Origin of the sequence: Rhizobium chutanense (assembly GCF_002531935.1) — a bacterium.
In the GTDB taxonomy this organism is placed as follows: domain Bacteria; phylum Pseudomonadota; class Alphaproteobacteria; order Rhizobiales; family Rhizobiaceae; genus Rhizobium; species Rhizobium chutanense.
Genome location: NZ_NWSV01000001.1, coordinates 28,741 through 54,695, shown reverse-complemented (window position 1 = coordinate 54,695; position 25,955 = coordinate 28,741). Strand labels below are relative to the sequence as shown.

28 protein-coding genes and 1 tRNA gene are annotated in these 25,955 nt (G+C 62.1%); 11 read left to right on the top strand and 18 right to left on the bottom strand.

The features are described from left to right. The first annotated feature begins 205 nt into the window (after positions 1-205). The 3 genes from CO666_RS00270 (at position 206) to CO666_RS00260 (ending at position 2,079) form a co-directional block, all read left to right on the top strand. A complete protein-coding gene (locus CO666_RS00270; protein ID WP_097610193.1) occupies positions 206-859 on the top strand; it encodes a hypothetical protein in 654 nt (217 codons plus the stop codon). Between the two features lie 148 nt (positions 860-1,007). Then, positions 1,008-1,550: a hypoxanthine phosphoribosyltransferase gene (hpt, locus tag CO666_RS00265; RefSeq protein ID WP_097610192.1), complete on the top strand. Its 543-nt coding sequence runs from the start codon at positions 1,008-1,010 to the stop codon at positions 1,548-1,550. Between the two features lie 169 nt (positions 1,551-1,719). Then, positions 1,720-2,079, top strand: coding sequence for a response regulator (locus CO666_RS00260; protein WP_003543311.1), 360 nt, complete (start codon positions 1,720-1,722; stop codon positions 2,077-2,079). A gap of 100 nt (positions 2,080-2,179) precedes the next feature. Here the strand turns inward: CO666_RS00260 and CO666_RS00255 are convergent, their stop codons facing one another. From CO666_RS00255 to argH, 4 genes are all read right to left on the bottom strand, one after another. Continuing rightward, complete coding sequence (locus CO666_RS00255) at positions 2,180-4,834, bottom strand: TIGR02302 family protein (RefSeq protein WP_097610191.1); 2,655 nt, start codon at positions 4,832-4,834, stop codon at positions 2,180-2,182. 247 nt (positions 4,835-5,081) lie between these two features. Next, the gene (gene lysA / locus CO666_RS00250; protein WP_097610190.1) at positions 5,082-6,350 is read right to left on the bottom strand and encodes a diaminopimelate decarboxylase; all 1,269 of its coding nucleotides are present in this window, start codon (positions 6,348-6,350) and stop codon (positions 5,082-5,084) included. Positions 6,351-6,361: 11 nt separating this feature from the next. Then, positions 6,362-6,556 (bottom strand): LPS translocon maturation chaperone LptM, encoded by a 195-nt coding sequence (lptM, locus tag CO666_RS00245; protein WP_097610540.1) that lies wholly within the window; start codon positions 6,554-6,556, stop codon positions 6,362-6,364. Positions 6,557-6,705: 149 nt separating this feature from the next. Further along, on the bottom strand, positions 6,706-8,109 hold the full coding sequence (gene argH / locus CO666_RS00240) for an argininosuccinate lyase (protein ID WP_097610189.1): 1,404 nt from the start codon (positions 8,107-8,109) through the stop codon (positions 6,706-6,708). Positions 8,110-8,135: 26 nt separating this feature from the next. Here argH and tlpA point away from each other — a divergent pair, with 26 nt between their 5' ends. Continuing rightward, the gene (gene tlpA, locus CO666_RS00235) at positions 8,136-8,798 is read left to right on the top strand and encodes a thiol:disulfide interchange protein TlpA (RefSeq protein WP_097610539.1); all 663 of its coding nucleotides are present in this window, start codon (positions 8,136-8,138) and stop codon (positions 8,796-8,798) included. Positions 8,799-9,077: 279 nt separating this feature from the next. Here tlpA and CO666_RS00230 read toward each other — a convergent pair whose 3' ends face one another. The 7 genes from CO666_RS00230 to CO666_RS00195 form a co-directional block, all read right to left on the bottom strand. Next, positions 9,078-9,959, bottom strand: coding sequence for a 3-hydroxybutyryl-CoA dehydrogenase (locus tag CO666_RS00230; RefSeq protein WP_017966357.1), 882 nt, complete (start codon positions 9,957-9,959; stop codon positions 9,078-9,080). Between the two features lie 147 nt (positions 9,960-10,106). Then, complete coding sequence (locus CO666_RS00225) at positions 10,107-11,036, bottom strand: electron transfer flavoprotein subunit alpha/FixB family protein (RefSeq protein WP_097610188.1); 930 nt, start codon at positions 11,034-11,036, stop codon at positions 10,107-10,109. 21 nt (positions 11,037-11,057) lie between these two features. Further along, positions 11,058-11,807, bottom strand: coding sequence for an electron transfer flavoprotein subunit beta/FixA family protein (locus tag CO666_RS00220; RefSeq protein ID WP_097610187.1), 750 nt, complete (start codon positions 11,805-11,807; stop codon positions 11,058-11,060). A 182-nt stretch (positions 11,808-11,989) separates the two neighbouring features. Then, positions 11,990-12,778 carry a rhomboid family intramembrane serine protease gene (locus tag CO666_RS00215; RefSeq protein WP_097610186.1) on the bottom strand — a complete coding sequence of 263 codons (789 nt, stop codon included), beginning with the start codon at positions 12,776-12,778 and terminating at the stop codon, positions 11,990-11,992. Between the two features lie 33 nt (positions 12,779-12,811). Next, a complete protein-coding gene (locus CO666_RS00210; RefSeq protein WP_097610185.1) occupies positions 12,812-13,390 on the bottom strand; it encodes a cob(I)yrinic acid a,c-diamide adenosyltransferase in 579 nt (192 codons plus the stop codon). Between the two features lie 236 nt (positions 13,391-13,626). Continuing rightward, complete coding sequence (locus CO666_RS00200; RefSeq protein ID WP_003582606.1) at positions 13,627-13,830, bottom strand: twin transmembrane helix small protein; 204 nt, start codon at positions 13,828-13,830, stop codon at positions 13,627-13,629. A gap of 14 nt (positions 13,831-13,844) precedes the next feature. After that, positions 13,845-14,678: an SDR family oxidoreductase gene (locus CO666_RS00195; protein WP_097610183.1), complete on the bottom strand. Its 834-nt coding sequence runs from the start codon at positions 14,676-14,678 to the stop codon at positions 13,845-13,847. Positions 14,679-14,754: 76 nt separating this feature from the next. Here CO666_RS00195 and CO666_RS00190 point away from each other — a divergent pair, with 76 nt between their 5' ends. Further along, positions 14,755-15,678 carry a YihY/virulence factor BrkB family protein gene (locus CO666_RS00190; protein WP_085738542.1) on the top strand — a complete coding sequence of 308 codons (924 nt, stop codon included), beginning with the start codon at positions 14,755-14,757 and terminating at the stop codon, positions 15,676-15,678. Here the strand turns inward: CO666_RS00190 and gluQRS are convergent. Further along, on the bottom strand, positions 15,643-16,524 hold the full coding sequence (gene gluQRS / locus CO666_RS00185) for a tRNA glutamyl-Q(34) synthetase GluQRS (RefSeq protein ID WP_097610182.1): 882 nt from the start codon (positions 16,522-16,524) through the stop codon (positions 15,643-15,645). The two genes, CO666_RS00190 and gluQRS, sit on opposite strands and share 36 nt — an antisense overlap. Here gluQRS and CO666_RS00180 point away from each other — a divergent pair. Together CO666_RS00180 and CO666_RS00175 are read left to right on the top strand one after the other, a co-directional pair. Next, on the top strand, positions 16,523-17,215 hold the full coding sequence (locus CO666_RS00180; protein WP_097610181.1) for a DNA-3-methyladenine glycosylase family protein: 693 nt from the start codon (positions 16,523-16,525) through the stop codon (positions 17,213-17,215). The genes gluQRS and CO666_RS00180 overlap by 2 nt on opposite strands. A gap of 111 nt (positions 17,216-17,326) precedes the next feature. Then, a complete protein-coding gene (locus CO666_RS00175) occupies positions 17,327-17,884 on the top strand; it encodes an HNH endonuclease (protein WP_097537242.1) in 558 nt (185 codons plus the stop codon). A 5-nt stretch (positions 17,885-17,889) separates the two neighbouring features. Here the strand turns inward: CO666_RS00175 and CO666_RS00170 are convergent, their stop codons facing one another. Beyond that, positions 17,890-18,405, bottom strand: coding sequence for a disulfide bond formation protein B (locus CO666_RS00170; protein WP_097610180.1), 516 nt, complete (start codon positions 18,403-18,405; stop codon positions 17,890-17,892). 23 nt (positions 18,406-18,428) lie between these two features. After that, positions 18,429-19,025, bottom strand: coding sequence for a YqaA family protein (locus CO666_RS00165; protein ID WP_097610179.1), 597 nt, complete (start codon positions 19,023-19,025; stop codon positions 18,429-18,431). A 216-nt stretch (positions 19,026-19,241) separates the two neighbouring features. Between CO666_RS00165 and CO666_RS00160 the strand changes: the two genes are divergently transcribed. Then, on the top strand, positions 19,242-19,568 hold the full coding sequence (locus tag CO666_RS00160) for a hypothetical protein (protein ID WP_097610178.1): 327 nt from the start codon (positions 19,242-19,244) through the stop codon (positions 19,566-19,568). A gap of 56 nt (positions 19,569-19,624) precedes the next feature. Here the strand turns inward: CO666_RS00160 and CO666_RS00155 are convergent, their stop codons facing one another. After that, the gene (locus CO666_RS00155; protein WP_097610177.1) at positions 19,625-21,373 is read right to left on the bottom strand and encodes a cation:proton antiporter domain-containing protein; all 1,749 of its coding nucleotides are present in this window, start codon (positions 21,371-21,373) and stop codon (positions 19,625-19,627) included. A gap of 212 nt (positions 21,374-21,585) precedes the next feature. On the opposite strand from CO666_RS00155, the gene CO666_RS00150 reads away from it, so the two are divergent. Further along, positions 21,586-21,870, top strand: a complete 285-nt coding sequence (locus tag CO666_RS00150; RefSeq protein WP_097610176.1) for a hypothetical protein — start codon at positions 21,586-21,588, stop codon at positions 21,868-21,870. Between the two features lie 164 nt (positions 21,871-22,034). After that, positions 22,035-22,322: a hypothetical protein gene (locus tag CO666_RS00145; RefSeq protein ID WP_085738536.1), complete on the top strand. Its 288-nt coding sequence runs from the start codon at positions 22,035-22,037 to the stop codon at positions 22,320-22,322. A 175-nt stretch (positions 22,323-22,497) separates the two neighbouring features. On the opposite strand, the gene CO666_RS00140 is transcribed toward CO666_RS00145, so the two are convergent. Both CO666_RS00140 and CO666_RS00135 read right to left on the bottom strand, forming a co-directional pair. Then, a tRNA-Leu gene (locus tag CO666_RS00140) sits at positions 22,498-22,582 on the bottom strand. A gap of 121 nt (positions 22,583-22,703) precedes the next feature. Continuing rightward, on the bottom strand, positions 22,704-23,999 hold the full coding sequence (locus CO666_RS00135) for an MFS transporter (RefSeq protein ID WP_097610175.1): 1,296 nt from the start codon (positions 23,997-23,999) through the stop codon (positions 22,704-22,706). Between the two features lie 127 nt (positions 24,000-24,126). Between CO666_RS00135 and CO666_RS00130 the strand changes: the two genes are divergently transcribed. Then, on the top strand, positions 24,127-24,705 hold the full coding sequence (locus CO666_RS00130) for a TetR/AcrR family transcriptional regulator (RefSeq protein ID WP_097610174.1): 579 nt from the start codon (positions 24,127-24,129) through the stop codon (positions 24,703-24,705). Positions 24,706-24,764: 59 nt separating this feature from the next. Here the strand turns inward: CO666_RS00130 and CO666_RS00125 are convergent, their stop codons facing one another. Beyond that, positions 24,765-25,745, bottom strand: coding sequence for an aldo/keto reductase (locus CO666_RS00125; protein WP_097610173.1), 981 nt, complete (start codon positions 25,743-25,745; stop codon positions 24,765-24,767). Positions 25,746-25,955 lie beyond the last annotated feature (210 nt).

Below are 25,955 nucleotides of genomic sequence, written 5' to 3'. Positions count from 1 at the left end.
CGGGCAGCTCAGTCTGTTCTTGGTTTCACCGTGTGACTTGTTAACCAACAGGGTTAACAGCCGGTAAATTTGCTGGAAAGACGCCCGTTTGATGGCGATCTTTGCGAAGCATTAACCATTAAAATTTACGACTGAGGAGGATTCGTTTCAATGCCAAGATTTCTACCGGCATCGAAACCATGTGGACATCTGCGAGGCAGTCACCATGGAAGCATCCTCCTTCAGCCGCCGGACGCCGGGCCAGGCCTATGATTTCCTGCCGCCGGAACCTGCCGCCCGCCAGTACCGCACGGCGCGTCCTGCCGATGTTTCCGACGCCGAATTCGTCACCCTCGGCAAAGTCCGATCGACGGAATTTGCCGCAAGGACTTATAACGATAACCGCAAGCGCATGGCCGGTGCACAGGCAGCACAGCCGCCGCTTGCGGGGGCGACGGCCGCTTCGGTTCTGCAGGCGATGGAATCCTTCCTGCAACGCGCGTCGATGCGGAGTTTTTCCGCGCTGGTACTGGCGCTCGTCGTACTCGTCTTCGGCCTTGCGGGTGGTTTTTCCGGCTTTTCCGGGGAGCCCGCCTATTCCGGAGCGCCGCTGCATTTCACCCATGTGACGGTGACGCCGCGCGACGCGAACGGCATGCGCGTGCTCGTCATCAACGGCATCGTCGAAAACGACAGCGGTACGACGCAGACGGTGCGGCCGATCCGTGCCGATCTGGTGACCGACGAGCGGCTGACCGCAAGCATCGTCATCAATCCGCCGTCCGATGTCATCTATAGCGGCCAGAGCCGGGGCTTCTCGGCCCGTGTCCAGCATACCGGCGGAAAAATGCCGGAAGTCAGGCTTTCTTTCCTGCCATAAAAGCTGGCCTGCATAGAAAATCCGGGACCTGTCGCGGCCGGCTTTCCGGTCACAACTCGCGCCAATCCCGTTAAATTTCAGCCGCGAGGCTGTTTCGGACCCGCATATGTGCTAACGGCTTACCCTTCTTTTCATGGAGCAAGCCCTTATGCCTGTCGTGCGCGGAAAAAATATCGAGCCGCTCTTCACCGCCGAGCAAATCGCCGAGCGCAATCATTCGATGGCGAAGGAGATCGCCAACGGCCCGACCAAGGACCTGCTCGTCATCGCCGTGCTCAAGGGCTCGTTCATCTTCGCCGCCGACCTGATCCGTGCCCTGCATGATAGCGGGCTTGCCCCGGAGGTCGAGTTCATCACATTGTCGAGCTATGGCATCGGCACGGTTTCCCAGGGCGTGCGCATCGTCAAGGATATCGACAGCGATGTGCATGGCCGCGACGTCCTGCTGATCGACGATATCCTCGAATCCGGCCGGACGCTGCTGTTTGCCAAGGAATTGCTGTTCGAGCGGGGCGCGCGCAACGTCACCATCGCCGTGTTGCTCGACAAACGCGTCAAGCGCAAGGAAAAGCTGGAGGCGGATTATGTCGGCTTCGAATGCCCCGACTATTTCGTCGTCGGCTACGGCATGGACGTCGCCTATGCATTTCGCGAACTGCCTTTCGTCGGCGTGGTGACCGGCGACGCCTGAGCAACCGCAGAGCATTCCGGCGTCTTTCACGCGTCCCGAAGAGGCCCGGCGCTCGCCTGCCGGTCGAGACGGGTTGTTAACCATCTCGTCCATCGCTTCCTCATCTTTACCGATCGAAAAGGAAATCCTGATGATTTCCGTCGCGGGGCTGACACGGAGCGATGCACATATGGCAAGAATTCTGATCACGGAAGACGAGGATTCCCTGCGGTCCTTCGTAGCCCGAGCCCTGCGGCTTGATGGCCACGAGACCGATGAGGCGGCTGACGGGGCCGAGGGCCTGGAGAAGCTCAAGGACGGGGTCTACGATCTGCTGCTTTCAGATATCCGCATGCCCGTGATGGACGGCATCGAACTCGCCCATCAGGCAAAGGACGCCTTTCCCGGCCTGAAGATCCTGCTGATGACCGGCTATGCCGAACAGCGCGAACGGGCCGACGATCTTGCCGAAAAGATCATCGACGTCGTCGCCAAGCCATTCGCGCTTCCCGATATCCGCAAGGCGGTCGCCCGGGCGCTCGTCGCTTAAGTGCGTCCACTATGGGAATTTCACGCGTAACCCCGAAATCGATTTCGATTTCGGGGTTACGCGTTTGAGCGGTTGATATTTGTCGCGCGGCGGCGCAAGTCTACTGGATGTCCAGCAGCCGTTCGAGATACCGCCGTTCCATTTCCTGCGGCGGATTGTTGCCGAGCTTCTCGCGGATCGCGTCGAGGATTTCGCGGGCGCGCTGAACGTCGATCTCGTCGGGCACTTTCACGCTGTTGTCGCCGAAGTCCGGTCCCTGGGTCTGCCGCAGCCGGCCGAGCGGATCGCGACCGTTCTGTTCGCCTTGTCCCACCTGGCCATTCGGACCTTGCCCCTGCTGGCCTTGTTGCGCTTGCATCATCTGGTTCATCATGTCACGAGCGCCCTGGCGAAGTGCCTCCAGCGCGCGGCCCTGGCCCTCGATTGCCGGCTGGCCGCGGCCCTGGCCGAGCTCGCGGCCGGCGCCTTCCATCTCGCGCTGCGCCTGACCGAAGCCCGGGCCAGGCTTCATGCCCATTTCGCCCAGCTTCTTCTGCAATTCGCCAAGCTGCTTGCCGAGCGCATCCTGTTGGGTGCGAAGCTGTTTCAGCGCCTCGCGCAATTGCTCGGCCGTCAGCTGGTCCGAAGGCTGCTGGCCGTCTTTGCCTTGCTGGCCCTGCTGCTGATCCTGCGACTCGCCGTTTTCCTCCGGGTTCATCTCGTCGAGCAGCGGATCGTTTTCGCCCATGTCGGGTTCACCGCGCTGCATGCGGTCCCTGAGCTGCTGATCGAGGCGGAAGGTCTGATCCATCAGCTTCTGCTGGTCACGCAGGATTTCGCCGAGCTTGTCGATCTGCTTGCGGGCCTCGCTGTTTTCCTGGCCCTGCTGGCCCCGCTGCGGCCGGCCGGCCTGCAGATTGTTCATCATGCGCTGCAATTCCGACAGCATCTGCTGGGCCGCGTCACGATTGCCGGAGCGGGCGAGATTCTCGATCTGGTCCATCATCCGTTCCAGATCCTGCTGGCGCAGGATGTTCTGCGCGTTCTGGTTCGGCTGCATCGGCGCGTTCTGCATACGCTGGGCAAGCTCGCTCATATAGTCCTGCATCGCCTTGCGCAGTTCGTCCATCAGCTTCTTGATCTCCTCATCCGGGGCGTTGCGGTTCAACGCATCGGCAAGGTTCTGCTGGGCCTCGCGCAGCTTGCGCTCGGCAAGCGAAAGATCGCCGTCCTCCATGCCGAGAGCGATCTCCCAGAGATACTGGGCCGTATCTTTCAGCGCTTCATCGCCCCTTGCCAGCTTCATGCGCGTCAGGGCGGATTGCAGCAGCAGATAGTTGGTGAGCTTGGGGATGGTCTCCTCGGGACGGATGGTCAGCGCCTCGTTCAGGGCGATTGCCTGCGGCATCTTGCGGGTGTCGAGCGCGAAAACCTGACGTTCCTCGGCGACGGCCGCGGCAAGCGGCTCGTTGAAGGGCCGCGACGGCAGCGTCATCTCATGTGGCGGGCTGCGGCCGGTCTGGCCGGCGGCATCCTTGGCGACGAGTGTTACGCGCACGCGTTTGCCGGCAAGCGGATGTTCGGTCAGGTTGCGGCTGGTGACACCCTTGGCGTCGCGGGCGTTGCGGCGGGGAATATCCAGCCGGTATTCCGGCAAGGGATAGAGCGGCGTTGCCGTCGGATCGTTTTCCAGAGGAACGATCTCCGCATGCGCCTCCTGGACGCCGTAATCGTCCTTGACGGTAAAGCCGATTTCGAGCGCGCCGTTGACGCTGGGCTTCGGCAAGCCGTCGAAGGCGATCTCAGGCGCTTTGTCGGGAAGGATGTTGAAACGCCAGCGGCGGCCGTTGACTTCGAGCGCGCCGCTCTCCTGGAGTTTCATCATATGCGTCTGCGCGACGGAAGCCGGGCCGGCCGAGGCCGTATTCGGCTGTTCGCCGGCCGACACCACCGCCTGCTGCGGTTTGGTATCCGCCTGCACCGATATATCCTGCGCCTCGCCGTTTGCCTTGCGGAACACGACCTTTTCGGCGGTCTTTCCGCCGCTGACGCGAACGGTGAGGCCTGAAAATTGCGGAATGTCGATCGGCGCCTGCTCGCTGCCGTCCGCGGTCAGGTAGATCGGGGCGCGGCCGGTATAGGAAGGCGGCGTCACCCAGGCGTCGATGCGCACCGCCGGATCGACCGCGACCTGCTCGGGTGCCGCCTGCAACGCATCACCGATCGAGCCGCCATTGATCGACAGCGAATAAGCAAAGGCGGTGACCAGCAGCAGCGCCGGCACGGCGCGCAGTGCAAACCGGTCATGTGCGGCGATATCAGGCCGCGGCAGGCCGGCATCGAGCGCTGCGATCTTTTCCGCCATGCGGGTCTGGTGCTCGCGCCAGAGCGCCTGGGCGAAAGGCGTATCGAAGGCCAGTTCGTCTTCCTGCACGGTGACCGGCTGGTGCGGCAGGCCGTTGCGCTCTTCCAGCATGCGGTCAGCCTCGCCGACATCAGGCCAGCGCAGGCTGCGGAAGGGGAGGAGCGAGACCAGGAAAGCCGCGGCAAAGGCGATCAGCAGCAGGATGCGCAGCCAGTCGGGGACGCTGCGGAAGACGCCGAACCAGGAGGCGGAGAGATAAAAGGCGATGACCGAGAGCACCGGCATCAGCGGCGGCAGCAACTGCTCGAAAAACAGCACGACGCGCGCCAGCAGGCGTTTCGTCGTTACCAGCCGGGCAAGCGAAGGGCGGAGCGCAAATGCACCTTTCTTCTGCCTCGAGGGGCTTGTCATCGATCCGGTCTCCGCGATCTGGCGTTCTGGAACAGAGGGCGCTTCCGGCGATTGCGGGGCAATACGCTCATGACTGACAAGGATAACACTCTTTGTGGCGAAGGCGAGGGCGAGCGGCCGGCAATACCGGCTTTTCACGTTTATTCGCCAAAAAGTGATGGCTGTTTAAAACGCGTCGCGATCCTTCAGATTGCTCCTCGCGCTTTAACTCTTTGAATCCAAATCGCTTCCGATTTTCTGACCGGTGCTAGTCGAGCCAGGTCGGAACGGAGTCGAGGCTGATCAGTTCCGCATAGGTTCTGCGCGGGCGAATCACATGGAAATCGCTGCCTTTCACCAGAACTTCGGGCACCAGCAGGCGGCTGTTATAGGTGCCGGCCTGGACCGCGCCATAGGCGCCGGCCGTGCTGACGGCGATCAGGTCGCCGGGCTTCGGCATCGCCATTTCGCGATCGAGCGCCAGGTAATCGCCGGTCTCGCAGACGGGGCCGACGACGTCGGCGCGGATGCGCGGGGCGTTCGCGGCCGAAATCGTCACCGGACGGATCTCGTGATAGGCCTCGTAGAGGGTCGGGCGGATGAGATCGTTCATCGCACCGTCGACGATGACGAAGGTCTTTTCGCCGCCATCCTTCACATAGAGGACTTCGGTCACCAGGATGCCGGCGTTGCCGACGATCAGGCGGCCGGGCTCGGTGACGATCTTGCAGTTGAGGCCGCGCAGCTGGTTCTTGACGATCGCCGCATAGGCATCCGGCAGCGGCGGCGGATTGTTGTCGTCCTTGTAGGGCACGCCGAGGCCGCCGCCGATATCGACGTGATGAATGGTGTGGCCGTCGGCGCGCAGCGTCGCGACGAGGTCGTGCAGCAGCTTGAAGGCGTCGTCGAAGGGCTGCAGCTCGGTGATCTGGCTGCCGATATGCATGTCGATGCCGGTGACTTCGATGCCCGGCAGCTTGGCGGCATGAGCATAGATGGCGCGGGCACGCTCCCAGGAAATGCCGAACTTGTTTTCCTTCTTGCCGGTCGAAATCTTCGAATGCGTTTTCGCATCGACATCCGGGTTGATGCGGAAGGAGACCGGGGCTTTCTTGCCGGCGTTGACGGCGCGCTGGTTGAGGATTTCGAGCTCCGGCTCGGATTCGACATTGAAGCAGTAGATGCCGGCTTCGAGGGCGAAGTCCATTTCCTGCGGCGTCTTGCCGACGCCTGAGAACATGATGCGCTCTGCCGGAATGCCGGCGGCAAGCGCGCGGCGCAGCTCGCCTTCCGACACGACGTCGATGCCGGCGCCGAGACGGCCGAGCGTCTTCAGCACCGCCTGGTTGGAATTCGCCTTCATTGCGTAGCAGACCATGGAGTCGACATCGCCGAAGGCTTCCGAGAAGACGCGGTAATGGCGTTCCAGCGTCGCGGTGGAATAGACGTAGAAAGGTGTGCCGACCGCTTTGGCGATCTCGGGGACGGGAACGTTCTCGGCGTGAAGGATGCCGTCGCGGTACTCGAAATGGTTCACGGGCTTATGCCTTAAAGAAGAGGATCGAGAACGAAGGGCTTGTCAACGGTTCCCGGCTGTTTTGTCGGCTTGGAAATATCGCCTTCCTTGGTTGCCGCAGCACTCGGCGGATCGAGATCGCCCTTGCGCCCGCATCCGGCAACGGCAAGGCCGATGACGGCGAGCACCGCCGTCAGGCGGATGAGATGCGGCAAGCTCTTCTGCATGGATATCCTCTTGTGCGGCATATGACGGACATCATTCTTTGAACGATGGCGATCTTCATAGCGAAGTTTATCCGCCTTGTGCACCCTGATTGTTGGACGCTGTTCCCTGCGGCAAAAGGCGAGGCGGCTGTCGCCCCGCCTCGTCTCTCTCAGTTGCGGGCGCGCCAGAAGGCGATCTGCTTGCGCACCTCGGACGGCGCCGTGCCGCCGAAGCTCTTGCGGCTGGCGACAGAGGCTTCGACGGTCAACACGTTGTAGACCTTATCGGTGATCGCGGAATGGATCGCCTGCAGATCGGCGAGCGGCAGTTCGGCGAGGTCGCAGCCCTTGCTTTCGGCAAGCGCCACGGCGCGGCCGGTGACGTGATGGGCATCGCGGAAGGGCAGGCCGGCTTCGCGCACCAGCCAGTCGGCAAGGTCGGTTGCCGTCGAATAGCCGGAGCCGGCGGCCGCCTTCATGCGCTGGGTGTTGACGGTCATGTCGCGCACCATGCCGGTCATGGCGGCGATCGCCAATTCCAGGCTCTCGGCCGCATCGAAGACCTGTTCCTTGTCTTCCTGCATGTCCTTGGAATAGGCGAGCGGCAGGCCCTTCATGATCGTCAGCAGCGCCACCAGCGAGCCGTTGATGCGGCCGGTCTTGGCACGCACCAGTTCGGCGGCATCCGGGTTCTTCTTCTGAGGCATGATCGACGAGCCGGTCGAAAACGCGTCGGAGAGACGGACGAAACCGAATTGCGGCGTCGACCAGATGACGATCTCTTCGGCCAGGCGCGACAGATGCATGCCTGTTATCGCGGCGATCGACAGGAATTCGATGGCGAAATCGCGGTCGGAGACCGTGTCGATGGAATTGCGGGTCGGCTCGCGGAAACCGAGCGCCTGGGCCGTCATATGGCGATCGATCGGATAGCCGGTGCCGGCAAGGGCGGCCGCACCGATCGGGCTTTCATCCAGGTGCTCGATGGCGTGGCGCACGCGCGAGCGATCGCGGCCGAACATTTCGACATAGGCCATGCAGTGATGGCCGAAGGTGACCGGCTGGGCGGTCTGCAGATGGGTGAAGCCAGGCATGACGCTTTCGGCATGTTCCTCGGCACGGTCGAGGAAGGCGGCGATCAGGCCGGTCAGCATCCTTTCGGTCTTCTCAAGCTCTTCCTTCACCCAGAGGCGGAAATCGAGCGCCACCTGATCGTTGCGCGAACGGGCGGTGTGCAGCCGGCCGGCCGCCGGGCCGATCAGCGTCGCCAGGCGCGCCTCGATATTCATGTGGATGTCTTCGAGCCGGCGGGAGAATTCGAAATTGCCGCTTTCGATTTCTGACAGGATCGTGTTTAGCCCGTGAACGATCTTGTCCTTATCCTCGGCCGAAATGATGCCCTGATGGGCAAGCATCGTCGCATGAGCGATCGAACCGCGGATATCCTGGGCGAATAGCTTCTTGTCGAAACCGATCGAGGCATTTATCTCCTCCATGATCGCGTCAGGGCCGGAGGCGAAGCGACCACCCCACATCTGGTTGGAGGATTTGGTGTCCGTGTTGCTCTCGGCCATGGAAGATGCCCGTCCTGGAGAATGAAATGACGACAAAAAAACCTTTCGGCCTGCCGTCCGGAAAATTGATCGCAATCGCCGCCGTTGCAGGCGTGGTTGCCGGTGCGGCAGCGGTATACGTGAAGGAGACGGGGATTGGCAATGGCGGCGGTGAAACGGCGTCAGCCGAATGCAAGCTTGCGAGGGATCGCACCGCCGGCATCACGCCGCTGATGAAAGGGCAGGTGGCCGCCATGGTTGCCGCCAGCGAACCGCGCAAGCTGACCGGGGTGTCCTTCAACGGCCCCGACGGCAAGCCGCTGACGCTCGATCATTTTGCCGGCAAGACCGTGCTTCTCAATCTCTGGGCAACATGGTGCGTTCCCTGCCGCGAGGAGATGCCGGCGCTGAACGCACTCGAGAAGCAGATGGGCAGCGACAAGTTCCAGGTCGTGCCCGTCAATATCGATAGCGGCGACGACGAGAAGCCGAAGGCCTTCCTAAGCGAAATCGGTGTCGATGCGCTGCAGCTCTATCGGGATAATACGATCGCGGTCTTCAACAGCCTGAAAAAGGAAGGCCTCGCCTTCGGTCTTCCGGTGACGCTGCTGCTCGACGACAAGGGCTGCCTGATCTCCGCCATGAACGGCCCTGCCGCCTGGGACAGCGACGATGCAAAAGCGCTGATCAAGGGTGCTATCGGGTCGTAGGGAGACCGGTCAGGAGTCACCGTCTCCTTTGATGAGGAACACCCCCGCGAGCCCGATAAGGACGCAGCATTGCAGCAGGAACATCGGTGTTTCGGTCGACATGGCATTCCCTCCCGTTCACGGCAAGGAAAGCATGTCGCGGGCGTCGGGTCCATTCGCCCTTTCTGATGATGTCTGCTTAAAGCTGTCGCGCAAAAGTGGGCCGCGGTTTTGCGCGACATGCGGAAAACCAAAGGCCTCAAGCGTGGGCCAAGAGAATCTGAAAGATCGCGCCGCGCTTTAGCGCGTCGGCACCGGCACTTCGCCGCGATAATCGTAGAAGCCGCGGCCGGATTTACGGCCGAGCCAGCCGGCCTCGACATATTTCACCAGCAGCGGGCAGGGGCGATATTTCGAGTCCGCCAGACCGTCGTGCAGAACCTGCATGATCGACAGGCAGGTGTCGAGGCCGATGAAATCGGCAAGCTGCAGCGGCCCCATCGGATGGTTGGCGCCGAGCTTCATCGCCGTGTCGATGGCATCGACCGTGCCGACGCCTTCATAAAGCGTGTAGATCGCCTCGTTGATCATCGGCAGCAGGATGCGGTTGACGATGAAGGCGGGGAAATCCTCGGCGACGGTGATGGTCTTTTCCAGCGTGCCGACGAATTCCTTGGCGGCGGAGAAGGTCTTCTCATCGGTCGCGATGCCGCGCACCAGTTCGACCAGCTTCATGACCGGCACCGGGTTCATGAAATGTATGCCCATGAAGCGTTCGGGGCGGTCGGTTGCGGCAGCAAGCCGGGTGATGGAAAGGGAAGAGGTGTTGGTGGCAAGCAGCGCTTCCGGCTTCAGCACCGGACAGACCTGGGTATAGATCTTGCGCTTGACGGTTTCATCTTCGGTGGCGGCCTCGATGACGAGATCGGACGGGGCGAGATCATTGACATCGGACGAGCCCGAGATGAGCGACAAGGTCGACTTGCGTTCCTCTTCGGTCATCTTGCCGTTCGTCACCAGCCGGGCAAGATTGCCGTTGATGGTGGCAAGGCCGGATTCGATGCGGTCCTGGGAGAGATCGTAGATGTGAACCCTGTAACCTGCGGCGGCCGAAACATGCGCGATGCCGCAGCCCATCTGGCCGGCACCGATAATACCAATATTCTTCAACACCGCATTCATCTCCAAACCCCCACACGGCATTCGCCCCCGCGCTACCGCATTTTTTAGCAATACTGCCGGGCAAATGATCGCCCGGCAGCAGTAGTAGCGCCATAAAAGATAATTTTCCAGTCATTCGCAAGTGCGAAAGAAAAGCATTTGGCGCGCTTAGAGCGCCTTCTGCAATTCCGGCAGGGCTTCGAACAGATCGGCGACCAGACCGTAGTCGGCGACCTGGAAGATCGGCGCCTCCTCGTCCTTGTTGATGGCGACGATCACCTTCGAATCCTTCATGCCGGCCAGATGCTGGATGGCGCCTGAGATGCCGGCGGCGATATAAAGATCGGGCGCCACCACCTTGCCGGTCTGGCCGACCTGCCAGTCGTTCGGCGCATAACCGGCATCGACGGCCGCACGGCTGGCGCCGACGGCGGCCCCCAGCTTGTCGGCAAGCGGCAGGATGACTTCGCGGAACTTCTCCGCCGATCCGAGCGCCCGGCCGCCGGAGAGGATGATCTTGGCCGAAGTCAGCTCCGGACGGTCGGAGGCCGACAGCGCATCCTTGACGAAAGTCGACAGGCCGGGATCGGAAGCCGCCGGAATGACCTCGACCGCGGCGGAGCCGCCTTCAGATGCGGAAGCAAACGAGGCGGTGCGCACGGTGATCACCTTCTTGGCGTCGCTTGCCTGCACCGTCTGGATGGCATTGCCGGCATAGATCGGCCGCTTGAAGGTATCGGACGAGACCACCTCGATGATCTCCGAGACCTGGGCGACATCGAGCAGGGCGGCGACGCGGGGCAGCACGTTCTTGCCGACAGAAGTGGCGGCAGACAGGATCGTGTCATAAGAGCCGGCGAGCGAGACGATCAGGTCGGCGAGCGGCTCGGCCAGATTGTTGGCGAGCGCATCGCTTTCGGCCAAGAGCACCTTGGAGACGCCGGAGAGTTTGGCCGCCTGTTCGGCAGCAGCCTTGGCGCCCTTGCCGGCAACAAGAACATGCACGTCGGAGCCGATCTGGGAAGCGGCCGTCAGCGCCTTGGCGGTCTGGTCGGAAAGGCTCGAATTGTCGTGATCGGCCAGAAGAAGAATGGTCATGGTGATAATTCCTTTCGAACCTTAGAGCACGCCGGCTTCGTTCTTCAGCTTGTCGACCAGCTCGGCGACCGACTTGACCTTGACGCCCGCCTTGCGGCCACTGGGCTCCTCGGTCTTCAGCACCTTCAGCCGCGGCGTCGTGGAGACGGAAAAATCGGCCGGGCTCTTCTTGTCGAGCGGCTTCTTCTTCGCCTTCATGATGTTCGGCAGCGAGGCATAACGCGGTTCGTTCAGCCGCAGATCCGAGGTGACCACCGCCGGCAGCTTGATCTCGATCGTCTGCAGGCCGCCGTCGACTTCGCGGGTCACGGTTGCCTTGCCGTCTCCGATCTCGATCTTCGAGGCGAAGGTCGCCTGGGCCGAACCCAGCAATGCTGCCAGCATCTGGCCGGTCTGGTTGGAATCGTCGTCGATCGCCTGCTTGCCGACGATGATCAGGCCGGGCTGTTCGGCATCGGCCACAGCCTTGAGGATCTTGGCGACAGCCAGCGGCTCGACCTGATCGTCGGTCTCAACCAGGATCGCCCGGTCGGCGCCCATGGCGAGCGCCGTCCGCAGCGTCTCCTCGGCCTTGGCAGGGCCGATCGACACCACCACCACTTCCTCGGCCTTGCCGGCTTCCTTCAGCCGCAGCGCCTCTTCCACCGAGATCTCGTCGAACGGGTTCATCGACATCTTTACATTGGCAAGCTCGACACCCGTACCATCCGGACGAACCCGGATCTTCACGTTGTAGTCGACAACCCGTTTGACTGGGACGAGAATCTTCATGGGGTCCTTCCTTCAGGGAAAACTGGCTTCAGAGACTTTTCTAGAAAATGCGCGCTCAGGCGCCGCTCCGATTGTCGAATGGCGACATGGATACGCGTTTTTCCTCCAATTTCAACGCTTGCATGACGCAGGCAGGCGATTTGACCGGCTATATATGGACGTTTACGTTCACGTCAATATTGCTATGAGCGCCGGCCCCAGGGAAATCGCTGCGCTATCCGTCCGTCCGTTCTGGCGGCGATGGGCGGAACGGCGCCGGGACTGTTTCTCACGGCCCGAGGTGTCACGATCTCCCGGTCGAAGAGCGGCACGCCGGGCCGGCGCAAGACAAGGATGAGAAGAGCCCCGGCAATAATGCCGCCGACATGCGCGCCCCAGGAAACGTCGCTTTCCGGTGTGACAGCCAGCATGAAGAACTGCTGCCCGATCCACAACAGCAGCGGCACGAAAGCCGGCAGGGGCAACGGCACACGGAAGAAGACCAGCACCCAAACCCTGACGCGCGGATGCAGCATGACATAGGCGGCAACCACGCCGGAGATCGCTCCTGATGCGCCGACCAGCGGCGCTTGCGACGTCATGCTCAGCAGCCCGTGGCAGAGCGCGCCGGCCGCTGCGCAGAGGAGATAGAATATCAGGAAGCGCAGATGCCCCATCGCATCCTCGACATTGTCGCCGAAGACCCAGAGGAAGATCATGTTGCCGGCGAGATGCCAGAAGCCGGCGTGGACGAAGGCATAGGTGAGATAAGTCAGCGGTTCCGGCACGATTTCGAGCCCCTGCGCCAGCACCGCGTCGCCGAAGATGATCGCCGGGATGTAACCGAGCCCGACTGTTGTCGCCTGGGCTGCCTGCTCGCTCTCCAAGCTGGTCAATAGCCAGATTGCGACATTCAGCGCGATCAGCGAGAGCGTCACCCACTGGACCTTGATATGTTTCAGCGTATTGGCGTCGTGAAGTGGTATGAACATAAAGGCCCCCCGGCGATCGTCGTCGCGGCAAACCTATCTGTTTTTTCCCGGAACCCAAAGCACATCCGCCTGGCCTCGGTCATTTGCATGACGCGCCGCGACGAACAGAAAATCCGAGAGCCGGTTGACGTATTTCCTGGCCGGCTCGCTGACGATTTCGCCATCGGTGCGGGCAAGCGCCACCATCAGACGTTCGGCGCGCCGGGCAATCGTGCGGGCAAGATGCAAATGGGCGGCAGCGGGGCTGCCGCCCGGCAGGATGAAGGATTTCAGCGGCTCCAGACCGGCGTTCAGCCGATCGATATCGCGCTCGACGCGGTCGACCTGGGTCTCGACGATCCGCAGCGGTTCGTAGGCCGGCGTCTCGCCGGTGTCAGGGGTGGCGAGATCGGCGCCAAGATCGAAGAGGTCGTTCTGGATCGACATCAGCATGGCGTCGAGTTCGGGCAGGCCTGATGTATGCAGCCGCGCCAGGCCGATCGCGGAATTGGCCTCGTCGACCGTGCCATAGGCTTCGACGCGCAGATCGTCCTTTGGCCGGCGCGGGCCGGATACCAGCCCGGTCGTGCCGTCATCGCCGGTTTTGGTGTAGATCTTGTTGAGTTTCACCATGTCGCACCGCCTGTCGAGGGGAGGATGGCCGTGCCACACCACTTTCCCTCATTCCTGAGCTTGTCACAGGAATCCAGTGCGCCCAAGTCCTTGGGCGCGGAAGACTCTTTTGAACGTTGCAGGTTATTCACCGCGCAGACGCGCGGTGGCTGGATTCCTGTGACAAGCACAGGAATGAGGGAGTTCGAGGAGGTGATAGCACCCATATTTACCCCTCTATCGTCAGGTTAGCCTAGTTAAGTCGGCCGGCCGCCGCCGGTGATCCAGAGGGTGATCATGATCAGGATGACGGCGATGGCCTGCAGCAGGACGCGAAGCTGCATCAGCTTGTTGGAACGGTTGGCATCGCCGCCCTTCATCATGTTGAACAGGCCGCGGATCAGGACGAGGGCGACGGCGCCCATGACGATGATCGCAAGGATATAGGTGACCGTGGACATGGCATTCAGCTTTCTCAGTCCGTCCAGCGCATCAGGCGGTAGAAGAGGTCTGCCGGAAGCAGCCGCTTCAGGACCATGCCCTGTTTAGCCGGCGTCGTTACAGGATAATGTGGCCTTGGATTTTTCGAGTTCAATGCGTGTTTCAGGACGGAATAGACCGCTTCCGGGCCAAGCTTATGGCGGTTGACCGGCCCCGATCCGTCGAGCCTTGCCAGTTGCCTGACATAGTCGGCGGCGTGCGGCGAATTGTCGACGTCGATATGCTCCCTGATCTTGGCGAGCGCATTGGCGGTGAAACGCGTGGCGATCGGCCCGGGCTCGATCAGGCTCACATGGATGCCGCTGCCCTGCAGCTCCATGCGCAAAGTGATGCTGAGGCCTTCGAGCGCAAATTTGGAAGCGGTATAGGCGCCGCGATAGCGATAGGGCACGACGCCGAGGATCGACGAGCATTGCACGATCCGTCCCTCTGCGCGTCTGCGCATCGCCGGAATGACCTGCCGCGTCAGTTCGTGCCAGCCGAAGAAATTGGCCTCGAACTGGGCACGTAGCGCTGATGTCGAAAGATCCTCGACGGCACCCGGCTGGCCGTAGGCGCCGTTGTTGAAGAGCGCGTCGATGCGGCCGCCGCTGCGTTTCATGACGCTGTCGACCAGCTCGGAAATCGTCTCGGTCCTGGCATAGTCCATCAGGAAGGCTTCGATGCCGTCGGCTTCCAGGCTCGCCAGATCCTCGGTTTTGCGCACCGTCGCGAAGACGCGCCAGCCATCGGCTTTCAGCGCCCGGGCGCAATGAGCGCCGATCCCGGACGAGCATCCGGTGACGACGATGGTGCGCTCTCCCGCCATGGAATGATTCCTGTACAAAATGGGACTCGTTTCCCATATTCGGCTAGAGGATACAATCTGGAAAGCCGGAGACGGAATGCCGAAAGTGCTGCGCACGATCTACGACGTGGTCTACGACGCGATCTGTCATATGGTCGAGGATGACGGTTTCGCCATGGCGAGCCACGTGGCGCTGTCGAGCCTGCTTGCGGTTTTCCCCTTCCTGATCTTCGGCACGGCACTCGCCAGCTTTCTCGGCGCCGATCAGTTCTCCTCGACCGCCATCCACCTGATCTTCGACACCTGGCCGGAGGCGATCGCCAAGCCGCTCGCCGACCAGGTGCTGCAGGTGCTGACCATTCAGCGCGGCGGGCTGCTGACGATCTCGGTGCTGGCGGCCGCCTATTTCGCCTCGAACGGCGTCGAGGCGCTGCGCATCTCGCTCAATCGCGCCTACCGGGTGCAGGAAACGCGGCCGTGGTATTTCACCCGCCTCGCCAGCCTCGGCTACGTGCTGATCGCGGTCATCATCTTTGCGGCAATCAGCATCCTGCTGGTGGCCGTGCCATTGGCGCTCGATTATGCCAGGAAGTGGCTTCCGCTGTTTGCCGACACGCTCGACGTCGTCTTCAGCTGGCGCATCTACGGCACGCTTGTCGTGCTGACCGTCGGGCTGCTGGTCGTGCATCTGTGGCTGCCGGCCGGCAAGCGGCGGGTCTTCGACGTCATTCCGGGCGTTTTGCTGACGCTGCTGCTTTGGCTGGCCGGAGCGCTGATCTTTGCCTATTATCTGGCGACCTTCGCCAATTACACCGCCACCTATGCCGGTCTCGCCTCCGTCATGATCGTGCTGATCTTCCTCTACATGGTCGGCGTCATCTTCATCATCGGTGCGGAGATCAACGCGGCGCTGATCAAATTCCGCGTCTTCCGGATGTTCTCCCACACGCTTTCGATCGTCGGCAGGCAGCGTGTCGAACGGCGGTCAGAGCCCGACAAGACGGCGAATATCGGCCCCTGACAGGCCGCGGGCGCGCAGTTCCCCAAGCCCGCTGTCGCCTTCGCTCTTCGAAAGCTTGCGGCCGCTCGCATCGAGAATGAGACGGTGATGGTGATAGAGGGGCTGCGGCAGGTCGAGCAGCACCTGCAGCAGCCGGTGCACCGATGTCGCGTAGAACAGGTCGAAGCCGCGCACGACATGGCTGACACCCTGGAGCGCATCGTCGACGACCACCGACAGATGATAGCTCGACGGGGCGTCCGAGCGCGACAGGATGACATCGCCCCAGACTTCGGGTTCGGCAGCGATCTCGCCCGATCTGCCGTCGCCTGTTTCCGTCCAGAACAGCAGCTCGCCGATCAGGTCCAGCGCCTTGCGCATATCGAGCCGCCAGGCATGTTTCCTCCCCGAGGCCAGTATTTCCCGCCATTCCTCTTCCGGGCGGTCGCGATCGTTGGCGGGATAATGCGGCGTGCCGTCGGGATCGCGCGGCCAAGAAGCACCGGCCGCCTCATAGGCGGCGACGCGCGCCTTCACCTCGCCACGGGTCAGGAAGGCCGGATAGACCAGGCCGCGCTCGATCAGCGCGTGCAGTGCCGCCTGATATTCGGCAAAATGTTCCGACTGGCGCCGCGCCGGACTTTCCCAATCCATCCCCAGCCAGTCGAGATCCCGGAGGATGCCGGCCTCGAACTCGGGCGTGCAGCGCGTCTGGTCGATGTCCTCGATGCGCAGCAGCAGGCGGCCATGCGCGGCCTCCGCCATGTCATGGTTCAAGAGGGCCGAGAGCGCATGGCCGAGATGCAACTGTCCGTTCGGGCTCGGCGCAAAACGAAATACAGGTTTTTGACGCTCACTCGTGATCATGCTTTCTTTTGCCACGGATTTGAGTTTCGAACCACCGGGAGGCAATGTGCAGATCATCCGCGACGACGACGACGTCAGTCGGGGGCTGGAGGCGCTGCTGGGCCTCGATCCGCGCCTTGCGCCGATCGCCAGGGATATCGGACCTCTTCCGTTGCGGCTGCGCGAACCCGGTTTTGCCGGCCTTGCCCATATCATCGTCTCGCAGATGGTATCGCGCGCCAGCGCCGAGGCGATCTGGCGGCGAATGCTGCCGGCAGACGGTCTGCTGACCGCCGAAGGCTATGTGCTGCTTCACGCCGAGGCCTGGCGGGAATTCGGGCTGTCGCGCGCCAAGGCCGAAACCCTGGCGCGGATCGCCGACGCCGTTGCCTCCGGCCGGCTTGATCTTTCCGGGCTCTGCCTGAAGCCGCCTGATGAAGCGCTTGGCGAACTGACGGCGCTCAAGGGCGTCGGTCCGTGGACGGCGGAGGTCTATCTGATGTTCTGCGGCGGCCATGCCGATGTCTTTCCGGCCGGCGATGTCGCGCTGCAGAATGCCGTCGGTGCGGCATTCGGTCTTACGGCACGGCCGCAGGCCAAGGCGCTTGCTGCGCTTGCGCAAGCCTGGTCGCCGTGGCGCTCCGTGGCGGCGCGGCTTTTCTGGGCCTATTACGCCGTGAAAACGCGCCGCGACATGGTGCCGACCGCCTGATCGGCCACACTCTTCAAATTGCCTTTATCCTCTGAATTTATTGGACTTCACAATCCTGTAACAACCGGCCTAATATACAGGTGCAGATGCCGAATCGATCAGGAGAGTCCCTTGACGATTGCAGTCTCCCCCCAGGCCCTGCCAGCGCTCGTTCTGAACGCTGACTACCGGCCGCTGAGTTATTACCCCTTGTCGCTGTGGTCCTGGCAGGACGCGATCAAGGCGGTATTCCTCGACCGTGTGAACATCATCGCAGAATATGAGCATTCGGTTTCCTCACCGAGCTTCTCGATGCGGCTTCCGAGCGTCGTGTGCCTGAAGACTTACGTTCAGCCATCCCGCAATCCGGCTTTCACCCGGTTCAACGTCTTCCTGCGCGACCGGTTCGAATGCCAGTATTGCGGCGCCCATGACGACCTGACCTTCGACCACGTCATCCCGCGCGCCCATGGCGGCGAGACGACCTGGGAGAATGTCGTGGCAGCCTGCTCGCCCTGCAATCTGCGCAAGGGCAGCAAGCTTCCCAAGCAGGCCAGCATGTTCCCGTCGCAGAAGCCCTATCAGCCGACGGTGCAGGATCTGCACAATAACGGTCGGCTGTTCCCGCCGAACTATCTGCACGACAGCTGGCTCGACTATCTCTACTGGGATACCGAACTGCAGCCCTGATCAGTTCACGCCGATTTGCGGACGCCGACGAAGGCGAAGGCTGCGAGCAGAATTCCCGCGATCACGTTCCAGCCGGCAAAAGACAGGCCGAGCACCCTCAGCGCCGCATCGGTGCAGGACGGGCCCTTGATCGTATTGAGTTCGGTGAGGAGATCGCCGGCATTGCTCGTCATGCTGCTTGCCGTCGTTGAGCAGGTGGCCGGCCCCGGCCAGAAATGCCATTCGACGCCGGCGTGATAGACGCCCATACCGGCCGTCACCAGCATCAGGATGCCGGCTGCGAGAATGAGCGCGCGGGTGATCCAGTTCGGCAGGCCGACGAGCTCGGAGACGGCGGCGAGGATGGCGATCGGGATGGCGTAATAATAAGGCTGGCGCTGCAGCAGGCAGAGCGCGCAGGGAATATAACCGCCGATATATTGGAAACCGAGCGCCGTGCCGACCGCCGCCGCCATGCCGATGGCGAGCAATATGGAATAGATAAAGCCGGGGCGGGCAAGCGGCGAAGAAGTGGCAGTCATGGCGGAACTCCGCGAAAGGTGGCTCAGTGGGCAAGCAGTTTATAGGCGATTCCGAGTGTGATGAGGACGCCGGCGCCGATGCCGACGATCTGACCAAGGCGCTTCTCGACGAAGTGGCGGATCGGCTCGCCGTATCGACGAAGCAGCCAGGCCAAAAGCATGAACCGAGCACCGCGAGCTATGATGGCGGAAATAATGAAGACGCCTAGATTCATGTTAATGACGCCAGCCAAAATAGTTACGACTTTGATCGGCGGCAGGTGCGCCAAACCGGAAGTCACCAGCAACAGCAACAGGAATCCCCATTGTTCGTGGATGCTGTTTCGCAATCGCTCGAAATCCTCGAATTTATTGTAGAATTCCAGAACTGGCCGCGCCACCGCCTCATAAGCGTAATGACCCAGCGCCCAGCCGGCGATGCCGCCGAGCACGGAGGCGACCGTCGCGATCAGGGCGTAGCGATAGGAACGCTCCGGCTTGGCAAGCGCCATCGGCAGGAAGAGCACATCGGCGGGGACGAGAAAGACGGAGCTTTCGACGAAGGCGATGACGGCGAGCCAGACTTCGGCCGATTTGCGCGCGGCCAGAGACATGGTCCAGTCGTAAAGTCTGCGGAGCATTCCGTTTCCTTCCTGTTGCGGTGCAAAAAGCTTTAGGGGCCGTGCGCGGCGCTGTAAATGCTCGCCCGTGTCCTTCGTGCCACCGCCGTCCAAAAATTTTCGTGATGCGGGGGCATCGACGTCTCTCCCAAGATTTCACGGGATTGCGAATCGGCCATTCTGCGGCAAGCTGCAGAGCATGATGCCGAAAAGTGTGGGCGGTTTTCGGACGAGATCATGCTCCAGCTGAATTGGGTCGACGTGCAGGGTGGCAAAAGAATGTTCAAAGTGATCGAAGGCGGGCTTGGGCGGGCCGTGCCAATGAATGTCCAGGCCGAAGAGAGCGGCAGGCCAAGCCCGGACGATGTGCGCCAAGAGGCGGCGCGGCGGCTCAGCGAAAGCGGCTGTCATCGGTCGCGTGTCCGGGAGTTTGCGACCGGCATGCCGATGCTGGCGGCTCTCAAGCACCTGTCGCTGCAGATCGATTTTGCCGCCGAAGCCCTGTCGCGGCTCGACCCGATCCCCGAGGATTTCCGCTCCGATGGCTATTGGCCGGCGGGCTGAGCCTTCCGGGGGCAGCAGGTTTGCAGCGGTATTTGATCCCCGCTGCGGTGTGCGTTTCAGGACAGATCCATCGACTTTTCCCACTGCTGACGCAGGACGTTCATCTCCGTGCGCTTCTGGGCCATCTCGCTGACGGCGGCGCGCAGATTGGGATGGTGTGACATGAACATGTTGAAGTCGCGCCGCTCGAGCACCTCGAACTGGCAGAAATCGACGGCGATGACGTCGGCGGTGCGCCGTCCGCCGGTGAGAAGCGCCATTTCGCCGAAGAAAGCGCCCGGCTCCAGGCGGATCGCGCCGCTGGCGAGCCGCACCTCCACCGCTCCCGACGAGATGAAATACATGCTGTCGCCGCGGTCGCCGCGGCGAATGACGCGTTCCCCGGGAGGGGCTGACTTCGCCTTGAAGAGCAGCAGCAGCTCCTCCTGCGCATCCTCGCCGACCTGGGAGAACAGCGGGAAGGTTTCGATCAGCTGCTGCATCTTCAACTGATGCTGGCGCTCGCGCTCCTCGCCGAGCGCCCTGATCTTTTCCAGTTCCTTGCCGAGCGTCTTCTGCCGCTTTCTGCCGTAGTTTTCGAACAGCGAGGGCCACGTCGAATGGGCGTATTTCTTCAATCCGTCGGTCGCGAGAATCACGATCGGGTTGAGCGTGATCGACAGGATGGCGGCGGCCAGAATCAGATCCTGGCCCTCATGCGGCAGAAGCTTAAGCGACACGCCGAGGCCAGCGAGGATGAAGGAAAATTCGCCGATCTGGGCAAGGCCACCGGCCAGTGTCAGCCCCAGGCCGATCGGATATCTGAGCAGGATGACGAGCGCGAAGGTGATGATGCCCTTGCCGAGGATGACGAGCGCCAGCGCGCCGATCACCGCCAGCGGCTGGCGCACCAGGATCGACGGGTCGAAGAGCATGCCGACGGAGACGAAGAAGAGCACGGAGAAGGCGTTCTGCAGCGGCAGCGAATCGGCCGCCGCCCTGTGGCTGAGCTGGGATTCGCTCATGACGACGCCGGCAAAAAAGGCGCCGAGCGCAAAGGAAACACCGAAGATCGCCGCCGAGCCGAAGGCGATGCCGAGCGCGATCGCGAGAACCGTCAGCGTGAACAGCTCACGCGAGCCGGTGCGGGCGATCATCGTCAGCAGCCAGGGCACGATGCGAGGGCCGAGGAAGATCGCCATGGCGGCGAAGGCCGCCACCTTCAACAGCGTCAGGCCGATCGTCAGCACCAGCGGCAGCTCGCCGAGGCCGTGGTTTGTTGTCGCGGCGGCGTTGCCGCCCAGAAGTTCGGCGAGCGCCGGCAGCAGCACCAGCGCCAGCACCATCACCAGATCCTCGACGATCAGCCAGCCGACGGCAACGCGTCCACTGGGGGCATTGACAAGATTGCGCTCCTCCAGCGCCTTCAGAAGAACGACGGTGCTGGCCACCGACAGGCTGAGGCCGAGGACGATGCCGGCGCCAAGGCTCCAGCCCCAGAGTTTGCAAAGGCCGATGCCCAACAGGGTGGCGAGAATGATGCGTCCGATCGCGCCCGGCACGGCGATGCCGCGCACGGCAAGCAGGTCGGAGGCGGAAAAATGCAGGCCGACGCCGAACATCAGAAGGATGACACCCATTTCGGCGAGCTGGCCGGCAAGGGCGGTGTCAGCGACGAAGCCCGGGGTGAACGGCCCCATCAGAATGCCGGCCATCAGGTAGCCGACGAGCGGCGGCAGCCGAAGCCGATCGGCGCCGTAACCGAGGACAGCCGCGAAAACAAAACTGACGGCAACCGTCGCGATAAGTCCTACTTCCTGATGCACGTCCGGCCTCTCTTCTTCAGCGGCGGTCACTTTGGACGAAGCGCGCGCAAAATTAAACAGGTGATTTGGATGGCGGGCGCCTGGTCGTTCCGCGTCCTGCCGGTGAGACGCAGGTCTCGTCTGCCGTCGCCTGCCGCGCGGCTGGGCGATCGGCGCTGTTGGAACCACTTGCGTTTTTTGTCGTTGCCCTTTCATCAAGAAAGGAGAACGACATGCGGAAGATCATCCTCAACTGTACTGTAGCGGCCCTTGCCGCCTGCTCGTTTGCAGCGCCTGCTCTCGCCGACAGCGTCTATGTCAGGGAACGTTCCTATGACGATGGCTATCGTCATGAGCGGGTCCGGCCCGGCATCACCATCAGCGAGCGTGGCGTCACTTTCGGTGCGGTGCGCGAACGTGAGCACCGGCGCTATCGCGACAGCGGCTGCGAAACCAGAAGCGTCACCCGCCAGACCGACGAAGGCGAGGTCACCAGGACGGTTCGCCGCTGCAATTAACTGGAAATGCACGACAGACGAAACCCGGTTCCCAAGAGCCGGGTTTCGCCTTTCCTGCGCCAATCTCTCAATGCAGTGGTGAAAGTCGTCTGTCGGTGTTATGAGCACGCCTTTGGTAGAAGCGCACTCCCAGCGCAAATACCGCCTGCACAGGATTTTCCACGATGATTGAACTTACGCCGTCCCAGATCGCCGCACTGAAACTTGCGAGGGATGGAGACCTTTACCCTCAGCCAGCCAATAAATGGACGCATCAGAACGCCACGGTGACTTATGCAAAGAACGACCGTTGGAAAGAACGGCCGCAGAAAATCAAATCGGTCACTGCCAAGACGCTGGGCGAGCTGAAGGAGCCGGGTTTCCTCGAGCGGCGGCACCTGGATGACGACGGCGCGAAAGACGTCTACGGCATCACCATGGCCGGCAAGATGTGGCTGCTGAAGAATAAGTAGTTTCGGCTGGATTCGTGCTTCCGCGCCAGCTCTTTGAGCAAGGGCTGCGCGGCGGCATTCGAGGTGATGGTGCCATAATCCAACCAGTCCGCCTTCGTTCCTGGCGGAACTGCGGCGCGACAGCCTACGCTCTGTGAGCTTCGGCTCGGCGAGCCGAAGCTCACAGAGCGTAGGCTGGTGCCCCATGCCGGGGTCGAACCAGCACTTCTTTCGAAACTCGATTTTGAGTCGAGCGCGTCTACCAATTCCGCCAATGGGGCAACGGATACGGGCGGCTGTCTAACATGCGGGCGGCCGCAGATGCAAGACGGGCAAGCGAAGTTATCAGACTGATCCGGTAGAGAGATCCGGCCTCGTTTGGAGGCCGGAGGCTGTCGGATATCAATGAGCGGCGGCAGGCGCCGGGTGGCTTACGCCTGATTTCTTCAGCGTGATCGCCAGGATCGAGGCCAGCAGGCAAAAGGCGCCGGCGACGAAGAAGGCGGGCAGGTAGCTCGAAAGCTCGGTGCGCGAGAGGCCGGCGCCATAGGCGGCGGTGGCGGCTCCCAGCTGATGGCCGGCAAAGACCCAGCCGAAGACGAGGCCGACCTTTTCGCGGCCGAAGCGGTCGGCGGCGATCTTGACGGTCGGCGGCACGGTGGCGATCCAGTCGAGGCCGTAGAAGACGGCGAAGATGGACAGGCCGTAAAAGCTGAAATCGCTGAAGGGCAGGTAGAGCAGCGACAGGCCGCGCAGGCCGTAATACCAGAACAGCAGCCAGCGATTGTCGAAGCGGTCGGAGAGCCAGCCGGAGCCAATCGTGCCGAAGAAATCGAAGATGCCCATGACGGCCAGCACGCTGGCGGCGGCCACCGGCACGATGCCGAAATCGCCGCACAGGGTGACGAAATGGGTCTGGATCAGGCCGTTGGTGCTGAGACCGCAGATGAAGAAGGTGGCAAAGAGAATCCAGAAGGTCGAGGTCTTCGAGATTTCCTTCAGCACGGTGATCGGCGTCATCAGCGCGACGCCGAGCGAGGTCGCTGCCGGCGGCGGCGTTACATCAGTTTCGCCGAGCGCCGGCAGGTTGAGGTCGGCCGGACGATCGCGCATGAAGGCAAGCACGGCCAGGGCTGCGACCATGATCATGGCGCAGACGAAAAACACCGTCGAGCGCCAGCCATAGCGTACCGTCAGCTCGGCCATCAGCGGCAGAAAGACCAGCTGGCCGGTGGCCGAGCTGGCCGAAAGCATGCCGACGACCAGGCCGCGGTGCTTGGTGAACCAGCGCGAGGAGACCGTTGCGGCGAGCACCATGGCCGTCAGGCCGGTGCCGAAGCCGACGACGATGCCCCAGAGCAACAGCAGCTGCCACAGCGTCGTCATGAACAGCGAGCCGATGAAGCCGGCGCCGATCAGCGCCAGCGCGAAGACGATGACCTTGCGCACGCCGAAATAGTTCATGAAGGCGGCGGCGAAAGGACCCATGAAGCCGAACAGTATCAGGCGGATCGCCAGCGCCGAGGAGATCTGCGAGGTCTCCCAGCCGAACTCGTCCTGCAGCGGCTTGATGAGCACACCGGGTGCGCCCATGGCGCCTGCTGTCACCAGCATGGTGAGGAAGGTAGCGGCAACGACGACCCAGCCGTAGTGGATGTTGCGCCGGGCAAGGCTGGAGGCAAGGACTGTGGAGACCATGGACGAAATTCCGTTGGATTCGGGTTCGGGAGAAGAGAGGCCTGATTTACATGATGGTCATCATATTTGTTGCTTATTCATGATGGACGTCATATATTTTGTCAAGCGACTATTTCTGGAGATCAAAATGCGGGTCAGCCGCGAAAAATTTGCCGAAAACAGAGAGAAAATCCTGAGCGTTGCCGGCGTGCTCTTCCGTGAGAACGGCTTCGACGGGGTCGGTGTCGCCGACATCATGAAGGCGGCGGGGCTGACGCATGGCGGCTTCTACGGTCATTTCGGCTCGAAGGACGATCTGGCGCTCGAGGTCAGCCGCAATCTGATCGAGAAGGTCGAGACGCGCTGGAAGGAGCATATTGCGGAGGAGCCGGAGCGGCCGCTCGAAGCGCTTCTCGATCATTATATTCACTGGCGCACGGTCGACGATCCGGGCGGCAGCTGCGTCTTCGCCACGCTGATCCAGGAGGTCAGCCGCAGCCGCGGCGCCGTCCGCGCGGTCTTCAGCGACGGGCTGTCGGTGCTGGTCGACACGCTCGCCGAGATCGTTCCCGGCGAGACCGAAGAGGAACGCCGCGCCAAAGCCGCGACGACGCTGTCATCGATGATGGGCGCCGTCATTCTTGCCCGCGCAGTCGAGGACAGGGCGCTTGCCGAGCAGTTCCTGGTGACGATGCGCCGGCAGCTCGATCCCGGCAGTCGGACATAACCTCAGGCTCGGAAGAATATCGAGCCCCTCTCCGCCTATCGGTGAAGAGGGGATCGTGCCTACTTGAAGCCGGCAATGGCGTGCGGGATGTAGGGCGCTTCCAGCGCGGCGATTTCCTCGGCGGTGAGCTTCACCGAGAGCGCGGCAGCGGCGTCTGTGAAGTGGTTGGGTTTGGACGCGCCGATGATCGGGGCGGTCACGGCGCTCTTCTGCAGGATCCAGGCGGTGGCGACCTGAGCGCGGGAGATGCCGCGGGCTTTGGCGATCCCGGCCACGGTTTCGACGATCTTGCGGTCGGCATCGATGGACTGGGTGTAGAGCGTCTTGCCGAATTCGTCAGTTTCGCTGCGCGCCGTCGTCTCGTCCCAGTCGCGGGTCAGGCGGCCGCGGGCAAGCGGGCTCCAGGGGATGACGGCGATCTTCTGGTCTTCGCAGAGCGGCAGCATTTCGCGCTCTTCCTCGCGGTAGAGCAGGTTCAGGTGGTCCTGCATGCTGACGAATTCGGTCCAGCCGTTCAGCCTGGAGACGTAGAGCGCCTTGGCGAACTGCCAGGCATACATGGAGGAAGCGCCGATATAACGCGCCTTGCCCGATTTGACCACGTCGTGCAACGCTTCCAGCGTTTCTTCGATCGGCGTCGTATAGTCGAAGCGGTGGATCTGATAGAGGTCGACATAGTCGGTGCCGAGCCGGCGCAGGCTGTTGTCGATCTCATCGAAGATCGCCTTGCGCGACAGGCCGGCGCCGTTCGGGCCCGGCCGCATGCGGTTGAACACCTTGGTCGCCAGCACGATGTCCTCGCGCTTGGCGAAGTCCTTTATGGCGCGGCCGACGATCTCTTCCGAAGAGCCGTTGGAATAGGTGTTGGCGGTGTCGAGGAAATTGATGCCGAGGTCGATCGCCTGCCGGATCATCGTCCGGCTTTCCTCTTCTCTGAGGCTCCAGGCATGATTGCCGCGGCCGGGATCGCCGAAGGTCATGCAGCCCAGGCAGATTTTTGACACTTCGAGACCGGTCTTGCCAAATTTTGTATATTCCATGAAACGACTCCGTGATGAATTGGTGGACCCAATTCCGATGCCCCCAGGCGGCTCTCCATGATCTAGTGCGGAAACCGGCAAAGTCGCAGGGCGCTTGACGAAGAATCCGTTCTGCCATGCGCGCAACAATATGTGATGGGCTGTGATGCTGCGCGTGCGATCGCCGCCCGGACCGGCTGCTTGCGCATTTGCAGCACAAGGTGTTAGCTG

What these genes read in the sequence shown, in the direction of transcription:
- CO666_RS00200 (WP_003582606.1), bottom strand. Translation starts at nt 13,830, where the DNA reads ATGTCCACGGTCACCTATATCCTTGCGATCATCGTCATGGGCGCCGTC.
- tlpA (WP_097610539.1), top strand. Translation starts at nt 8,136, where the DNA reads ATGACGACAAAAAAACCTTTCGGCCTGCCGTCCGGAAAATTGATCGCA.
- CO666_RS00225 (WP_097610188.1), bottom strand. Translation starts at nt 11,036, where the DNA reads ATGACCATTCTTCTTCTGGCCGATCACGACAATTCGAGCCTTTCCGAC.
- CO666_RS00255 (WP_097610191.1), bottom strand. Translation starts at nt 4,834, where the DNA reads ATGACAAGCCCCTCGAGGCAGAAGAAAGGTGCATTTGCGCTCCGCCCT.
- hpt (WP_097610192.1), top strand. Translation starts at nt 1,008, where the DNA reads ATGCCTGTCGTGCGCGGAAAAAATATCGAGCCGCTCTTCACCGCCGAG.
- CO666_RS00180 (WP_097610181.1), top strand. Translation starts at nt 16,523, where the DNA reads ATGCTTTCTTTTGCCACGGATTTGAGTTTCGAACCACCGGGAGGCAAT.
- CO666_RS00165 (WP_097610179.1), bottom strand. Translation starts at nt 19,025, where the DNA reads ATGCTCCGCAGACTTTACGACTGGACCATGTCTCTGGCCGCGCGCAAA.
- CO666_RS00135 (WP_097610175.1), bottom strand. Translation starts at nt 23,999, where the DNA reads ATGGTCTCCACAGTCCTTGCCTCCAGCCTTGCCCGGCGCAACATCCAC.
- CO666_RS00130 (WP_097610174.1), top strand. Translation starts at nt 24,127, where the DNA reads ATGCGGGTCAGCCGCGAAAAATTTGCCGAAAACAGAGAGAAAATCCTG.
- CO666_RS00220 (WP_097610187.1), bottom strand. Translation starts at nt 11,807, where the DNA reads ATGAAGATTCTCGTCCCAGTCAAACGGGTTGTCGACTACAACGTGAAG.
- CO666_RS00160 (WP_097610178.1), top strand. Translation starts at nt 19,242, where the DNA reads ATGCTCCAGCTGAATTGGGTCGACGTGCAGGGTGGCAAAAGAATGTTC.
- CO666_RS00195 (WP_097610183.1), bottom strand. Translation starts at nt 14,678, where the DNA reads ATGGCGGGAGAGCGCACCATCGTCGTCACCGGATGCTCGTCCGGGATC.
- CO666_RS00145 (WP_085738536.1), top strand. Translation starts at nt 22,035, where the DNA reads ATGATTGAACTTACGCCGTCCCAGATCGCCGCACTGAAACTTGCGAGG.
- CO666_RS00170 (WP_097610180.1), bottom strand. Translation starts at nt 18,405, where the DNA reads ATGACTGCCACTTCTTCGCCGCTTGCCCGCCCCGGCTTTATCTATTCC.
- CO666_RS00210 (WP_097610185.1), bottom strand. Translation starts at nt 13,390, where the DNA reads ATGGTGAAACTCAACAAGATCTACACCAAAACCGGCGATGACGGCACG.
- gluQRS (WP_097610182.1), bottom strand. Translation starts at nt 16,524, where the DNA reads ATGATCACGAGTGAGCGTCAAAAACCTGTATTTCGTTTTGCGCCGAGC.
- CO666_RS00190 (WP_085738542.1), top strand. Translation starts at nt 14,755, where the DNA reads ATGCCGAAAGTGCTGCGCACGATCTACGACGTGGTCTACGACGCGATC.
- CO666_RS00125 (WP_097610173.1), bottom strand. Translation starts at nt 25,745, where the DNA reads ATGGAATATACAAAATTTGGCAAGACCGGTCTCGAAGTGTCAAAAATC.
- CO666_RS00260 (WP_003543311.1), top strand. Translation starts at nt 1,720, where the DNA reads ATGGCAAGAATTCTGATCACGGAAGACGAGGATTCCCTGCGGTCCTTC.
- argH (WP_097610189.1), bottom strand. Translation starts at nt 8,109, where the DNA reads ATGGCCGAGAGCAACACGGACACCAAATCCTCCAACCAGATGTGGGGT.
- CO666_RS00150 (WP_097610176.1), top strand. Translation starts at nt 21,586, where the DNA reads ATGCGGAAGATCATCCTCAACTGTACTGTAGCGGCCCTTGCCGCCTGC.
- CO666_RS00215 (WP_097610186.1), bottom strand. Translation starts at nt 12,778, where the DNA reads ATGTTCATACCACTTCACGACGCCAATACGCTGAAACATATCAAGGTC.
- lptM (WP_097610540.1), bottom strand. Translation starts at nt 6,556, where the DNA reads ATGCAGAAGAGCTTGCCGCATCTCATCCGCCTGACGGCGGTGCTCGCC.
- CO666_RS00270 (WP_097610193.1), top strand. Translation starts at nt 206, where the DNA reads ATGGAAGCATCCTCCTTCAGCCGCCGGACGCCGGGCCAGGCCTATGAT.
- CO666_RS00230 (WP_017966357.1), bottom strand. Translation starts at nt 9,959, where the DNA reads ATGAATGCGGTGTTGAAGAATATTGGTATTATCGGTGCCGGCCAGATG.